Source organism: Ramlibacter tataouinensis TTB310 (assembly GCF_000215705.1).
In the GTDB taxonomy this organism is placed as follows: Bacteria; Pseudomonadota; Gammaproteobacteria; order Burkholderiales; family Burkholderiaceae_C; genus Ramlibacter; species Ramlibacter tataouinensis.
This window is the reverse complement of the sequence record NC_015677.1, coordinates 570,001-583,082: the sequence shown is the minus strand read 5'-3', so window position 1 is coordinate 583,082 and position 13,082 is coordinate 570,001. Positions and strand designations below refer to the sequence as shown.

The following is a 13,082-nucleotide window of genomic DNA, read 5'->3' as shown; positions in this document are numbered from 1 at the left end:
TCAGGCAGCCTTCTTCTGCAGCTGCGCCACCCACTCCGCGGGCGCCATGGGAAAGCCCAGCCGCTCGCGGCTGTCGTAGTAGCTCTGGGCCACGCTGCGGGCCAGGTTGCGGATGCGCCCGATGTAGGCCGCCCGTTCGGTCACGCTGATGGCGCCCCGCGCGTCCAGCAGGTTGAAGCTGTGCGCTGCCTTGAGCACCTGCTCGTAGGCCGGCAGCGCGAGCTGCCGCTCCACCAGGTGCTTGGCCTGGCGCTCGTGGGCGGCGAAGGCGGTGAACAGGAACTCGGCGTCGCTGTGCTCGAAGTTGTAGGCCGATTGCTCCTTCTCGTTTTGCAGGTAGACGTCGCCATAACTCAACTTCGTTCCATCAGGTCCCTGGGTCCAGGTCAGGTCGTACACGTTCTCCACGCCCTGCAGGTACATCGCCAGCCGCTCCAGGCCGTAGGTGATCTCGCCGGTGATGGGCTTGCAGTCGATGCCGCCGACCTGCTGGAAGTAGGTGAACTGCGTGACCTCCATGCCATTGAGCCAGACCTCCCAGCCCAGGCCCCAGGCGCCCAGCGTCGGGTTCTCCCAGTCGTCCTCGACGAAGCGGATGTCGTTCTTCTTCAGGTCGAACCCCAGCGCCTCCAGCGACCCCAGGTACAGCTCCAGGATGTTGGCCGGCGCGGGCTTGAGCACCACCTGGTACTGGTAGTAGTGCTGCAGGCGGTTGGGGTTCTCGCCGTAGCGGCCGTCCTTGGGCCGGCGGCTGGGCTGCACGTAGGCGGCCTTCCAGGGCTCGGGCCCCAGCGCGCGCAGGAAGGTGGCGGTGTGCGAGGTGCCGGCGCCGACCTCCATGTCGTACGGCTGCAGCAGCGCGCAGCCCTGCGCGTCCCAGTACGACTGCAGCTTGAGGATGATTTGCTGGAAGGTGAGCATGGCCCGCGATTTTACGGGGCACGGCCCTGCGTCCGCCGCGGTTGCAGCGGCATTTCCCGCGGCGCAGCCCGGAGCCGGCGGGCGCCGGAAGCTATCAAAACAATAGCAACACCAAGCATCCAGTAAGGCCACAGCCCGGCCGCCGCGATCCATCGCGCAAAGGGCGTCAGGCCCTGGCGGCCCTCCACCTGCGCGCCGAGCACGCCGCGGGTGTGGCGTTGGAGCCGGTGCGTCACCACGCCCCGGTGGTCGATGACGGCCGTGGCGCCGGTGTTGGTGGCCCGGACCACGGGCCGGCGGAACTCCAGGGCGCGCATGCGGCTGATCTGCAGGTGCTGGTCGATGGCCACCGTGTTGCCGAACCAGGCGATGTTGCTGACGTTGACGAAGATGGTGGGCGCGGTCGCCGGGTCGGCGAAGCGCGCACCCAGTTCCTCGCCGAACAGGTCCTCGTAGCAGATGTTGGGCGCCAGGCGCTGGCCCTGCCACGCGAACGAGGGCTGGCCGACGGCGCCGCGATTGAAATCGCCCAGGGGGATGTTCATCAGGTCGGTGAACCAGCGGAACAGCGGCGGGATGAACTCGCCGAAGGGCACCAGGTGGTGCTTGTCGAAGCGGTAGACCGGGGCCTGGGGCTTCAGGCCGATGACGGAGTTGGTGTAGCCCTGCTGGAAATTGCCCAGGGGAATGCCGATCAGCGCCGCCCGCCCGTCGTCCACCACGTCCTTCGCCAGCGCGCCCAGGTAGCCCTCGGGGAGCTGCTCGGGCAGCAGCGGGATGGCAGTCTCCGGCGCCACCACCAGGCTGGCGCGGCTGTCCCGCAGCTGGGCGCCGTACCAGTCCAGCGCCACGGGGATGCCGGTGCCGCCCTGGAATTTCTCGTCCTGGGGGATGTTGCCCTGGAGCAGGGCCACCGACAGCGGCGCGCCTGCCGCCGTCCCCTCCGCAGGCGGCCGCAGGTGGGCGGCGCCCACCAGGGCCAGCGCGCCGGCACCCAGCGCCGCGGCAGCGACGCGGCCGGGGCGCAGCGTCAGGCCGGCCAGCGCGGCCGCCAGGGCTGCCGCGACAAAGGCGATGCCGTATGCGCCCACCCAGGGCGCGAGCGCGGCCAGCGGCCCGTCCACGTGGGCATAGCCGCCGGCGCCCCAGGGAAAGCCGGTGAACCAGGTGCCGCGCATCAGCTCCGCCAGCAGCCAGAGGGCGCCGAACACGATGGCGCCCGCGCCGGTCCCTCCGCGGGCCAGGGCCCAGAAGGCCGCGCCGGCGGCGGCGTAGTAGCTGCCCAGGAAAGCGGCCAGCCCCAGCACCGCGACCACGGCCAGCGGCGCCGCCAGCCCGCCGTACACATGCATGGAGATGAACAGCCACCACCAGGTGCCGGCCAGCCAGGCGATGGCAAACGTCCAGCCCACCAGGCCCGCACGCCGCCACGAAGGCTGGCGCTGCAGCAGGCCGGCCAGCATGGCCAGCGAGAGGATCTGCAGCCACCACAGCGGCTGCCCGTTCCAGGGCGCCGCGATGGACACCGCCTGCGCCAGGCCCGCGAAGACCGCCAGGCCCAGATGCCGCCATTCCAGTGGTGGCCGCAGGCCGCTTCGGGGGGGAGCCATCAACCGGTGTTGTCGTCGGTCTCGGTGGCCGGCGCCACCTTGAACCAGCGCACGGCGCCGCCCTTGGTGTGCAGCACCACGAAGTTCAGGCCGGCCAGCGTGAGGAACTCGCCCCGCTTGGGCACGTGGCCCATCTCGTGCGCGACCAGGCCGCCGATGGTCTCGAACTTGTGCTCGCCATCGCTGCCCTGGCTGGGCGCCAGCGTGACGCCGAAAGCCTCGGCCACGCGCTCCACGGCCGTGTCGCCGCTGACCCGGTAGGTCCGGTCGGCCAGGGCGAAGATGTCGCCCTCGTCCTCGGCGATGTCGAACTCGTCCTCGATCTCCCCGACGATCTGTTCCAGCACGTCCTCGATGGTGATCAGCCCGGCGATGCGGCCGAACTCGTCGATCACCACGGCCAGGTGGTTGCGGTTGCCGCGGAACTCGCGCAGCAGGTCGTTGAGGCCCTTGCTTTCCGGAACGAAGGCGGCCGGCCGCAGCAAAGCCCGGATGTTCAGCTCCGGCGCGCGCTGCAGCTTGAGCAGGTCCTTGGCCAGCAGGATGCCGATGATGTTCTCGCGGTCGCCCTCGTACACCGGGAAGCGCGAGTGCGCGGTGTCGATCACCACGTTGAGGATCTCGTCGTAGGGCGAGTCGATGTTGATGACGTCCATCCGCGGCGCGGCGACCATCACGTCGCCGGCGGTGAGGTCCGCCATGCGGATGACGCCCTCGAGCATCACCCGGGATTCGGCGCCGATGACGTCGTTGTCCTCCGCATCGGCCAGTGTTTCGATCAGCTCGGCCCGGGAATCCGGCCCGGGGTGGATGAATTCAGCGAGCTTTTGCAGGAAAGTGCGCTTGTCTTCCTTTTCCGGGGAAGCGCGCGCAGGGTGCGGGTCGGACACAGCCGTGGGGCAGGACGTGCGGTAATGGGGGAGCGATAGGATAGCCCAATCGAATGTCGCCCTGGCTCAGGGGCAAGCGGGAGGCACAGGGCCCCGGCAGCGGCTTCAGCGCCCGGACTTGCCGCGGCTGTCGCGCACGCCCTGCCGCACCTCCTGCAGCCCGGCGAGGAAGTCGGCCCAGCCCTTGGCCTGCACCTTGAGGCGGTAGTCGGTCTGGGCCAGCTGCTCTTCCACCAGCTCGCTGACGCGGCTGTCCAGCGTGGCGGGCGGCAGGCGCAGGTGCGCCTCGGTCTCGGAGCCTTCGCGCTCCAGCACGGCGCCGGCCTTGGCCGCGATGCGCAGCATGGCGGTGTTCTCGGTCAGCGCGTGGATGTAGAGCACATCCACCCCTTCGTTGCGCGCGTGCATGACGGCCCGCTCGAACAGCCGGCTGCCGTAGCCGCGGCCGCGCGCCTTGCGCAGCACCGAGACACCAAACTCGGCCGTGCCGGCGTGGGCACCGTGCGAGAACGCCAGGTGGGCCATGGCGATCAGTTCCAGCCGGCGGTTGTAGATGCCGAAGATCTCGTCGCGCTCGAAGTCCAGGCCGTCCACGTAGCGGTTGATCTGCTCGTCGTTGGCGGCATAGCCGAAGCGCAGGTAACGATCCTCGCCCTCCAGCGCCAGCAGATGCGTGCGAATGCGATCGCGGTGACCGGGCCCGAGCGAGCGGATGGGCACGATCAGCGAGGTCGGCCGGGTGGCGGGCGGAGCGGACATGTCTCCAATTTAAGGGTTTCCACCAGGTTGCCAAGCCAAAGAACCGGCAAGTGTGGTGAATCAGGTAGTACTACCTAGTGCCGTGGCTAGAGCGGAACGGCGGTGGTGGCCTTCACCCGATCCAGCACGAAGCTGGTCCTGCAATCCTGCACGCTGGGGTGCTTGAGCAGCGTGTCCATGATGAAGCGGCTGTAATGCGCCATGTCCTGCACCACCACCCGCAGCAGGTAGTCCATGTCGCCGGTCAGGGCGGCGCATTCCACCACCTCGGGCCAGGTCTGCACGCTGGCGCGGAACACGTCCATCGGGTTGCGCTTGTGGCTCTCGGTATGCTTTTCCAGCCGCACGTTGATGTAGGCGGTCAGGCCCAGGCCCACGGCTTCGGGCCGCACCAGGGCCACGTAGCGGTCGATCACTCCCGCTTCCTCCAGCCGCTTGACCCGCCGCAACACGGCGCTGGGCGACAGGCCCACCTGCTCGCCGACCACGTCGTAGGTCTCGCGGCCATGAGCCTGCAGGCGGCGCAGGATGGCACGGTCGAGCTTGTCGAGTGCTGCGGTTTCGTTCATCGCGCAGGATTATTGCTCCTATATGCCCAATCAGGCGCAAAGACAGCAAAAACCTGAAGGTCGGCAGTCCTACAGTGCAAGCTTCCAGCCTGATTCGGAGACACTCGCGATGAACGCCGCCCTGCCTCAACCCGCCATACGACAAGCCGCTGCCTGGGACAACCCCATGGGCACCGACGGTTTCGAGTTCATCGAGTACGCCGCGCCCGACCCGCAGGCCATGGGCCAGCTGTTCGAACGCATGGGCTTCAAGCCTATCGCCCGGCACCGCCACAAGAACGTGACGCTGTACCGCCAGGGCGGCATCAACTTCATCGTCAACGCCGAGCCCGACTCCTTCGCGCAGCGCTTCGCGCGCCTGCATGGCCCCAGCATCTGCGCCATCGCCTTCCGGGTGCAGGACGCCAAGGCAGCCTACGAGCGGGCCGTGGCCCTGGGCGCCTGGGGCTATGCCGGCCAGGCCGGCCCGGGCGAGCTGAACATCCCGGCCATCAAGGGCATCGGCGACAGCCTGATCTACCTGGTGGACCGCTGGCGCGGCAAGAACGGCGCCAGGGAAGGCGACATCGGCAACATAGGCTTCTTCGACGTGGACTTCGAGCCGCTGCCGGGCGTGAGCGGTGCCGGCGCGCTGGAGCCGGCGGGCTTCGGGCTGACCTACATCGACCACCTCACCCACAACGTGCACCGCGGCCGCATGGCTGAATGGGCCGACTTCTACGAGCGGCTGTTCAACTTCCGCGAGGTGCGCTATTTCGACATCGAGGGCCAGGCCACCGGCGTCAAGAGCAAGGCCATGACCAGCCCCTGCGGCAAGATCCGCATCCCGATCAACGAGGAAGGCAACGACAAGGCCGGCCAGATCCAGGAGTACCTGGACAAGTACCATGGCGAGGGCATCCAGCACATCGCGATGGGCTCGACCAACCTGTACGACACGGTGGACGCGCTGCAGATGGCGGGCATCAAGCTGCTCAACACCAGCGAGACCTACTACGAGCTGCTGCCCAGGCGCATCCCCGACCTGCAGGAGGACATCCCGGCCCTGCAGCAGCGCAACATCCTGGTGGACGGCAAGTCGGGCGAGCTGCTGCTGCAGATCTTCAGCGAGAACCAGCTGGGCCCGATCTTCTTCGAGTTCATCCAGCGCAAGGGCAACGAGGGTTTCGGCGAGGGCAACTTCAAGGCCCTGTTCGAGACCATGGAGCTGGACCAGATGCGCCGCGGCGTGCTGCCCGCCAAGCAGCCGGCCTGACAAGGAGGCAAGCATGGCCGTCGAACCCGTGATCTACGGCGCCAGCGAGCGGCCGCCACGCGGCGACTACGCGCGCGCCGGCGCCGACTACACCTGCGCCCAGGCCTACGACAGCTACACGCCCGCGGACCATGACACCTACCGGCGCCTGTACGAGCGCCAGGCCGCGCTGCTGCCGGGGCGCGCCTGCGACGAGTTCATCGCCGCCCTGCCGTCGCTGGGCATCAAGGACCGCATCCCGCGCTTCGAGGAGATCAACGAGCGGCTGTACAAGGCCACGCGCTGGGAGGTCGTCGGCGTGCCGGGGCTGATCCCCGAGGTGCCATTCTTCACCCTGCTGGCCAACCGCCGGTTCCCGGTGACCGACTGGATCCGCACGCCGGCCGAGTTCGACTACATCGTCGAACCGGACATCTTCCACGACCTGTTCGGCCACGTGCCGCTGCTGTTCGATCCGGTGTTCGCCGACCACGTGCAGGCCTACGGCCAGGGCGGCCTCAAGGCGCACGGGCTGGGCGCCTGCGAGCTGCTGAGCCGTCTGTACTGGTACACGGTGGAGTTCGGCCTGATCCGCCAGAAGGACGGCCTGCGCGCCTACGGCGCCGGCATCCTCAGCTCGCCGGGCGAACTGCAGCACGCGGTGCAAAGCCGCGAGCCGCAGCGCCTGCCGCTGGACATCGAGCGCGTGATGCGCACCCGCTACAAGATCGACAGCTACCAGTCCACCTACTTCGTGATCGACAGCTTCCGCGAACTGTTCGACAAGACGGCGCCCGATTTCACGCCGCTGTACGAACGGGTGCGGACCCTGCCGCCGTTGGCGGCCGACGCCCGGCTGGACCACGAGGAAGACGTGCAGGCCGTCACGGCGTAGTCAGGCGGCAACGCCATTGCGGCCGCGGGCCGCTCTCGGCCGGATCGGGCAGACAAGGCGAAACGCCTCCTCCACAATGAGGAGGCGTTTCGCCTTGCTGCAAGCCCGATGCCGCCCGCCCAACCTCCCTCCGTCCTGGAGTCCCTCGCCCGCCGTCATGGCGTGCTGATGGTGATGGACGTGGTGGAGTCGGTCCGGCTGATGGAGGAGGACGAGGGCGGGTTCGTCAGGCGCTGGCGGCGGCTGGTGGAGCAGACCGAGCAGCAGGTGCTGCCGGTCCACGGCGGGCGCATCGTCAAGAGCCTGGGGGACGGCTTGATGCTGGAATTCGGCGATGCGCGGCAATGCGTGGGCGCCGCCTTCGGCATCCAGCAGGCGGCCCAGGACCTCAACCGGCCGCTGGAGGCGGCGCACCACCTGTGCCTGCGCATGGGCGCCCACGTGACCGATTACCTCTGTGACAGGTTCGACATCTATGGCTCGGGGGTCAACCTGACGGCTCGCATCGCCGGCCTCGCCGGCATCGACCAGCTCCTCGTGTCCGCCGGCCTGCGGGACCAGCTGACCGCCGGCTTGCATGCCGATGTGGAGGATCTGGGCGAATGCTGGCTCAAACACGTGCGCAACACGATCCGCCTTTTCCGCGTCTCGGCCCCGGGCAGCGCTACCAGCGCGCCGGCAGCTTCTTCTTGAGCATGATGCGCTTGACGCCCAGTTCGACATAGCCGCCCCGCTCCAGGTCCTTGAGCAAACGGCTGACCATCTCGCGCGACGCGCCGACCCGGCTGGCGATGCCCTGGTGGGTGATGGGGGCGAGCAGCACCGGCGCATCGGTGCGGGCGGGGCCGCACTGGCCTTCCAGCGTGGCGGCCACGCGGCCGTACACGTCCAGCAGCGCCATCTGACGGGCCGTCTCGGTGGCGGCGCGGGCCCGCTGGATCACCTGCAGCACCAGGTCCAGCGCGAATCCAGGTTCCTGGGTCAGGTGCTCGCGCACGGCGGCGCACGGGACCACGGCGCATGTGCAGGGCTCCAGCGTCATGACGGATGCCGAGCGCGGCCCGCCGTCCAGCGACATCTCGCCGAAGTAGCCCCCGGCATGGATGGTTCCGTAGATGATCTCGCGGCCGTTCTCGTCCGTGGCATAAGCCTTGACGCTGCCGTGCAGCAGCACGAACAGCGCTTCGCCCGGGTCGCCTTCGTGGATGACGACGCTGTTCTTGCGGTAGCTGCGCAGCTGGCCACGCAACGCCAGGGCGCGCAGCGGCGTGCTGACCGCGGCCAGCAGCCTCTCGCGGGCCGTGGACGGGCTCGGCGCGCTCATACGTGGTTCTCCCTGCGCAGGACACTCTAGCACGACAGGGCACGGCGCCCGCGCGCCCGCCGGGAGGTTCAGTGCAGGGGCGCGCATGCCACGGGTGGCAGCACGGCGACGCGGCTGACCAGCTCGCGCACGCCGCTGGAGCGCGTCTTGGCGCACAGGCTTCGCACGTGGCTGCGGACGGTGGAGACGGCCACCCGCATCTGCCGGGCGATGTCCGGCGCGGAAAACCCCTGGCACAGGATGCCCAGCACCAGCTCCTCGGTCGGCGTCAGCCCATGCCCGCGGGCAAAGAAGCACAGCATGAGCGAATCGCACACGCTGGCCCGCGCGAAAACCAGGGCCACCCTGCAGTGTTCACTCGTTTGCGGCTGGCGAAGCGGCACCACGGCCACGGTGATCACGGCGTCGGGGCCGGACAGGGTGATCAGGCTGCGGCGGCCCCCGCCCGCCTGGCGAAGCGCGTTGGCCAGCACACGGCCATTGTCCGCGCCGCAGGCCTGCAGCGCGCCATGCCGGGCCGTGATCACGCGGCCACGCGCCAGCTCCTGCAGCGCAGCCTGGTTGGCGTGCAACAGCCGTCCTTGCAAGCTGGCGACCAGCATGCCGTGCGCGAGCTCGTCCACCAGTTGAGCCAGCTCCTCGCCACCCTCCCACGGGCGCATGGCGGCTGTGCGGCCGCCCTCCAAGACCATGTCCATTCCTATCCCTCCCTGAAGCTTCTCTTGTGATGGCGCAAGGTTAGGAATGACCCATCGCAGCGTCAGTGCAGTAGAACCGCCAAATCCTGTGCGGTATTTCACTCGCGGGCGATGAGAAGCGACTCCTCCATCACCCTGGGCACGAAGGCCAGGTCCACGTGGCCCGCACCGTGCACTAGGCGGTTGTCCGCGCCGGACAGGGTGGCGGTGGTGGGCGGGAACACGATGTTGTCGCAATGCGAGTACCAGCAGGTGAAGGGCACCCGGTCCCGTGCAGCCTCTGCACGCCCCAGTTCAGCGACCCATGGGCTGTCCAGCCGCATCTGGCGTCCGTTCGCCACCTGGCTCAGGCGGGCAAGCCAGGTGCCGCGGTGCGGGCTGCCGATGGTCACCACGTGGGCGACCCCCGGCGCCTGCGCCGGGCGGTGGCGCAGCCAGGCGCGGGCCACCAGGCCGCCCATGCTGTGGCACACCAGCACCGGCGGCCGGCCGGTGGCTTGCGTGACCGCCGCCACCGCGCGCTCGACGATGGGGCCATAGTCGTCGATGGAAGTGAACACCGGCTCCAGGTTGACGGCAACGAAGGCCCGCCCGTCGGCGCGCACTCGCTCCAGCCAAGGCCGCCAGAAACCGCGGTTGCACACGAAACCATGGATGAACACGATGCCGCGCCGGCCTGCCACACCGGGGCCCTGCAGCTGGTCGGGCACGTCCCGCCAACGGAACGGCTGTCGCCAGCCGAAGATCGCCACGGCGATCCGGGTCTCGCACCACCAGGCGCGCAACAGCTCGCGGGAAGAGGGCACGGGCACCGCATCGTCACGGCCCACGGTGCGCAGCAGCAGGAATTCGGCAGCCAGGAAACCTGCATGCACGAACAGGATGGCGCAGGCGCCCAGCATCGCTAGCCAAGGCGAACGGGGCCATTGCCAAGCCAGCCAGCCGGTTGCGGCGAGGACCAGGCCGGCCACGATGAACTGCTGGAGACGCGCGAGGATCGAGAGCCGGGGCATCAGGCGAGTATCGCCCGGCGCCCACTCGGCGCCACCTTGTCACCTGCGGTGACCGGGCTGGAGTCCATCCTAGGACAAGCCCCCTGAGCAGCGGGCGGCTCTGCTCCCACAATCGCGCGCAAGGAGACGCAATGGACAGATACTGGCTCAGAAGCTACCCCGAAGGCGTGCCGCACGAGGTGCATCCCGAGCAATACCGCTCGTTCACCCACCTGCTGGAAGAGTCCTTCAAAAAGAACGCCTCGCGTCCGTTCTCGGTCTGCCTGGAGCAGTGGATGAGTTATCGCGCCCTGGACGAGTGGTCGGCCGCGATCGGCGCCTGGTTGCAGGCCCAGGGGCTGGAGACCGGCGCGCGGGTGGCGATCATGCTGCCAAACGTCCCGCAGTTTCCAGTGACGATGGCGGGCGTGCTGCGCGCCGGCTTCACCTGCGTCAACGTCAATCCCTTGTACACCCCGCGGGAGCTCGAGCACCAGCTGAAGGACTCGGGCGCCACGGCGATCGTCATCCTCGAGAATTTCGCGCACACGCTGGAGCAGGTGATCCAGCGCACGCCGCTGCGGCATGTGGTCGTGGCGAGCATGGGGGACCTGCTCGGCTTCTGGTACGGCCGATGGATCACGTTCGCGGTCCGGCACCTGGCCAAGCTGGTGCCGGCCTACAAGCTGCCGCTGTCCGAGGGGCGGCAGGTCACGCCGTTTTCACGGGTGCTGGCGCAGGGCCTGCGCTTGCAGCTGCGGCCCTGCGCCCAGACGCTGGATTCGGTGGCCTTCCTGCAGTACACCGGCGGCACGACCGGGCTGTCCAAGGGCGCGGTGCTCACGCATCGCAACATCGTGGCGGCGATCCTGCAGGCCGAAGCCTGGTTCACGCCGGCGCTCAAGCGCATCGGGGACGTGAGCCGGACCAATGGCATCGCGGCCCTGCCGCTGTACCACATCTACGCGCTGACGCTGTCCTTGCTGGCGATCCGCTGGGGATCGCACATGACGCTGATCCCGAATCCCCGCGACATCGGCAAGTTCGTCGAGGTGCTCAAGAAGCGCCCCTTCCACCTGCTGCCGGCGGTGAACACCTTGTTCAATGCGCTGCTTCAGCATCCGCAGTTCAGGACGGTGGACTTTTCTCACCTGTGCGTGTCGCAGGCTGGTGGGATGGCGGCCTCCGAGGGAACGGCGCGCCAGTGGCAGCGTGTGACGGGCTGCGCAATGGTGGAAGGCTGGGGCATGAGCGAGACCTGCGCGATCGGCACCAACAATCCGGTGACCACCAGGGAGTTCTCGGGGTCGATAGGGCTCCCGCTGCCGGGCATCGACATCGCCATCAAGGACGACGCGGGCAACAGCCTGGCCCAGGGCGAAGCGGGCGAGATCTGCATCCGTGGTCCGAACGTGATGTCGGGCTATTTCAACCAGCCGCAGGAAAACGCCAACGCCTTCACGTCCGACGGCTTCATGCGCACCGGCGACATCGGCGTGATGGACGAACGCGGCTACACCAGGATCATCGATCGCAAGAAGGACATGATCCTGGTCAGCGGATTCAACGTCTTCCCCAACGAGCTCGAGAACGTCATTTCCCTTTGCCCCGGCGTCGTCGAATGCGCCGTGGTCGGCGTCCCGGACGAAAAACAGGGCGAGGCCATCAAGGTTTTCATCGTCAAGAACGACCCCATCCTCACCGAGGAAGACGTGGCGAAGTACTGCCGGGAAAACTTCACGGGCTACAAAATCCCCAAGTACATCGAATTCCGCGACGAGCTGCCCAAGACCAACGTGGGCAAGATCCTGCGGCGCGAGCTGCGGGGCACGAAATAAGCACCTCGGGATTCAGCTGCCCAAAAGCAAAAGGCCCAGCATTTCTGCTGGGCCTTTGCCGCTGTAAGAGCCTGACGATGTCCTACTTTCACACGGGAATCCGCACTATCATCGGCGCAGAGGCGTTTCACTGTCCTGTTCGGGATGGGAAGGAGTGGGACCACCTCGCTATGGTCATCAGGCATAACTTGTCGTCGTCTTGACTAGGTCAAGACAACCAATTCATAGAGCAAATCAGCTTATTTGAATGCGTCACTTGGCATAACACCCTGATCAGCAACCGGAGGGAATGCCTCCGGCATTGGATCAAAGTTATAGGGTCAAGCCGCACGAGCAATTAGTATCGGTTAGCTTAACGCATTGCTGCGCTTCCACACCCGACCTATCAACGTCCTGGTCTTGAACGACTCTTTAGGGGGCTCGAGGCCCCGGCAGATCTCATCTTGAAACGAGTTTCCCGCTTAGATGCTTTCAGCGGTTATCTCTTCCGCACATAGCTACCCTGCGATGCCACTGGCGTGACAACAGGTACACCAGAGGTGCGTCCACTCCGGTCCTCTCGTACTAGGAGCAGGCTTCCTCAAATCTGCAGCGCCCACGGAAGATAGGGACCAAACTGTCTCACGACGTTTTAAACCCAGCTCACGTACCTCTTTAAATGGCGAACAGCCATACCCTTGGGACCGGCTACAGCCCCAGGATGAGATGAGCCGACATCGAGGTGCCAAACACCGCCGTCGATATGAACTCTTGGGCGGTATCAGCCTGTTATCCCCAGAGTACCTTTTATCCGTTGAGCGATGGCCCTTCCATACAGAACCACCGGATCACTATGTCCTGCTTTCGCATCTGCTCGACTTGTCAGTCTCGCAGTTAAGCACGCTTATGCCATTGCACTATCGTCACGATGTCCGACCGTAACTAGCGTACCTTCGAACTCCTCCGTTACGCTTTGGGAGGAGACCGCCCCAGTCAAACTGCCTACCATGCACTGTCCCCGACCCGGATTACGGGCCTAGGTTAGAACCTCAAACACACCAGGGTGGTATTTCAACGTTGGCTCCACCTGATCTAGCGACCAAGCTTCAAAGCCTCCCACCTATCCTACACAGATCTGTTCAAAGTCCAATACAAAGCTACAGTAAAGGTTCATGGGGTCTTTCCGTCTTTCCGCGGGGAGATTGCATCATCACAAACATTTCAACTTCGCTGAGTCTCGGGAGGAGACAGTGTGGCCATCGTTACGCCATTCGTGCAGGTCGGAACTTACCCGACAAGGAATTTCGCTACCTTAGGACCGTTATAGTTACGGCCGCCGTTTACTGGGACTTCAATCAAGAGCTTGCACCCCA

At 66.7% G+C, this 13,082-nt stretch carries 12 protein-coding genes and 2 rRNA genes (1 of these 14 running past the window's edge); 4 read left to right on the top strand and 10 right to left on the bottom strand.

Annotation, left to right across the window (positions count from 1 at the left end):
* The 5 genes from glyQ to RTA_RS02815 form a co-directional block, all read right to left on the bottom strand.
* Window positions 1-921, bottom strand: coding sequence for a glycine--tRNA ligase subunit alpha (glyQ, locus tag RTA_RS02835; protein WP_013899865.1), 921 nt, complete (start codon window positions 919-921; stop codon window positions 1-3).
* A gap of 11 nt (window positions 922-932) precedes the next feature.
* Entirely contained in the window at window positions 933-2,531 is a 1,599-nt protein-coding gene (gene lnt, locus RTA_RS02830) for an apolipoprotein N-acyltransferase (RefSeq protein ID WP_013899864.1), read from the bottom strand.
* Window positions 2,531-3,421, bottom strand: a complete 891-nt coding sequence (locus RTA_RS02825; RefSeq protein WP_013899863.1) for a CorC family transporter — start codon at window positions 3,419-3,421, stop codon at window positions 2,531-2,533. The genes lnt and RTA_RS02825 overlap by 1 nt, the downstream gene beginning before the upstream one ends.
* A 105-nt stretch (window positions 3,422-3,526) precedes the next feature.
* The gene (locus RTA_RS02820; RefSeq protein WP_013899862.1) at window positions 3,527-4,180 is read right to left on the bottom strand and encodes a GNAT family N-acetyltransferase; all 654 of its coding nucleotides are present in this window, start codon (window positions 4,178-4,180) and stop codon (window positions 3,527-3,529) included.
* Window positions 4,181-4,266: 86 nt separating this feature from the next.
* Window positions 4,267-4,749 (bottom strand): Lrp/AsnC family transcriptional regulator, encoded by a 483-nt coding sequence (locus RTA_RS02815; protein ID WP_013899861.1) that lies wholly within the window; start codon window positions 4,747-4,749, stop codon window positions 4,267-4,269.
* A 109-nt stretch (window positions 4,750-4,858) separates the two neighbouring features.
* Here RTA_RS02815 and hppD point away from each other — a divergent pair, with 109 nt between their 5' ends.
* The 3 genes from hppD to RTA_RS02800 all read left to right on the top strand — a co-directional run bounded on the left by hppD (window position 4,859) and on the right by RTA_RS02800 (window position 7,571).
* Window positions 4,859-6,004 (top strand): 4-hydroxyphenylpyruvate dioxygenase, encoded by a 1,146-nt coding sequence (hppD, locus tag RTA_RS02810; protein WP_013899860.1) that lies wholly within the window; start codon window positions 4,859-4,861, stop codon window positions 6,002-6,004.
* 13 nt (window positions 6,005-6,017) lie between these two features.
* On the top strand, window positions 6,018-6,878 hold the full coding sequence (phhA, locus tag RTA_RS02805) for a phenylalanine 4-monooxygenase (protein WP_013899859.1): 861 nt from the start codon (window positions 6,018-6,020) through the stop codon (window positions 6,876-6,878).
* Window positions 6,879-6,986: 108 nt separating this feature from the next.
* On the top strand, window positions 6,987-7,571 hold the full coding sequence (locus RTA_RS02800; RefSeq protein ID WP_013899858.1) for an adenylate/guanylate cyclase domain-containing protein: 585 nt from the start codon (window positions 6,987-6,989) through the stop codon (window positions 7,569-7,571).
* Here the strand turns inward: RTA_RS02800 and RTA_RS02795 are convergent.
* From RTA_RS02795 to RTA_RS02785, 3 genes are all read right to left on the bottom strand, one after another.
* Window positions 7,543-8,202, bottom strand: coding sequence for a Crp/Fnr family transcriptional regulator (locus tag RTA_RS02795; protein ID WP_013899857.1), 660 nt, complete (start codon window positions 8,200-8,202; stop codon window positions 7,543-7,545). The two genes, RTA_RS02800 and RTA_RS02795, sit on opposite strands and share 29 nt — an antisense overlap.
* 68 nt (window positions 8,203-8,270) lie before the next feature.
* Complete coding sequence (locus RTA_RS02790; protein WP_013899856.1) at window positions 8,271-8,900, bottom strand: helix-turn-helix transcriptional regulator; 630 nt, start codon at window positions 8,898-8,900, stop codon at window positions 8,271-8,273.
* 98 nt (window positions 8,901-8,998) lie between these two features.
* Window positions 8,999-9,913 (bottom strand): esterase/lipase family protein, encoded by a 915-nt coding sequence (locus RTA_RS02785; RefSeq protein ID WP_013899855.1) that lies wholly within the window; start codon window positions 9,911-9,913, stop codon window positions 8,999-9,001.
* 131 nt (window positions 9,914-10,044) lie between these two features.
* Between RTA_RS02785 and RTA_RS02780 the strand changes: the two genes are divergently transcribed.
* On the top strand, window positions 10,045-11,730 hold the full coding sequence (locus tag RTA_RS02780) for an AMP-binding protein (RefSeq protein WP_013899854.1): 1,686 nt from the start codon (window positions 10,045-10,047) through the stop codon (window positions 11,728-11,730).
* 69 nt (window positions 11,731-11,799) lie between these two features.
* Here the strand turns inward: RTA_RS02780 and rrf are convergent.
* A 5S ribosomal RNA gene (gene rrf, locus RTA_RS02775) occupies window positions 11,800-11,912 on the bottom strand.
* Between the two features lie 134 nt (window positions 11,913-12,046).
* Window positions 12,047-13,082: ribosomal RNA gene (locus tag RTA_RS02770) — 23S ribosomal RNA — on the bottom strand (it continues 1,839 nt past the right edge of the window).

Excerpts from the sequence above, each read along its gene's own strand:
- glyQ (WP_013899865.1), bottom strand. The coding sequence starts at position 921 with ATGCTCACCTTCCAGCAAATCATCCTCAAGCTGCAGTCGTACTGGGAC.
- RTA_RS02800 (WP_013899858.1), top strand. The coding sequence starts at position 6,987 with ATGCCGCCCGCCCAACCTCCCTCCGTCCTGGAGTCCCTCGCCCGCCGT.
- RTA_RS02795 (WP_013899857.1), bottom strand. The coding sequence starts at position 8,202 with ATGAGCGCGCCGAGCCCGTCCACGGCCCGCGAGAGGCTGCTGGCCGCG.
- hppD (WP_013899860.1), top strand. The coding sequence starts at position 4,859 with ATGAACGCCGCCCTGCCTCAACCCGCCATACGACAAGCCGCTGCCTGG.
- RTA_RS02785 (WP_013899855.1), bottom strand. The coding sequence starts at position 9,913 with ATGCCCCGGCTCTCGATCCTCGCGCGTCTCCAGCAGTTCATCGTGGCC.
- lnt (WP_013899864.1), bottom strand. The coding sequence starts at position 2,531 with ATGGCTCCCCCCCGAAGCGGCCTGCGGCCACCACTGGAATGGCGGCAT.
- RTA_RS02820 (WP_013899862.1), bottom strand. The coding sequence starts at position 4,180 with ATGTCCGCTCCGCCCGCCACCCGGCCGACCTCGCTGATCGTGCCCATC.
- phhA (WP_013899859.1), top strand. The coding sequence starts at position 6,018 with ATGGCCGTCGAACCCGTGATCTACGGCGCCAGCGAGCGGCCGCCACGC.
- RTA_RS02790 (WP_013899856.1), bottom strand. The coding sequence starts at position 8,900 with ATGGACATGGTCTTGGAGGGCGGCCGCACAGCCGCCATGCGCCCGTGG.
- RTA_RS02815 (WP_013899861.1), bottom strand. The coding sequence starts at position 4,749 with ATGAACGAAACCGCAGCACTCGACAAGCTCGACCGTGCCATCCTGCGC.
- RTA_RS02780 (WP_013899854.1), top strand. The coding sequence starts at position 10,045 with ATGGACAGATACTGGCTCAGAAGCTACCCCGAAGGCGTGCCGCACGAG.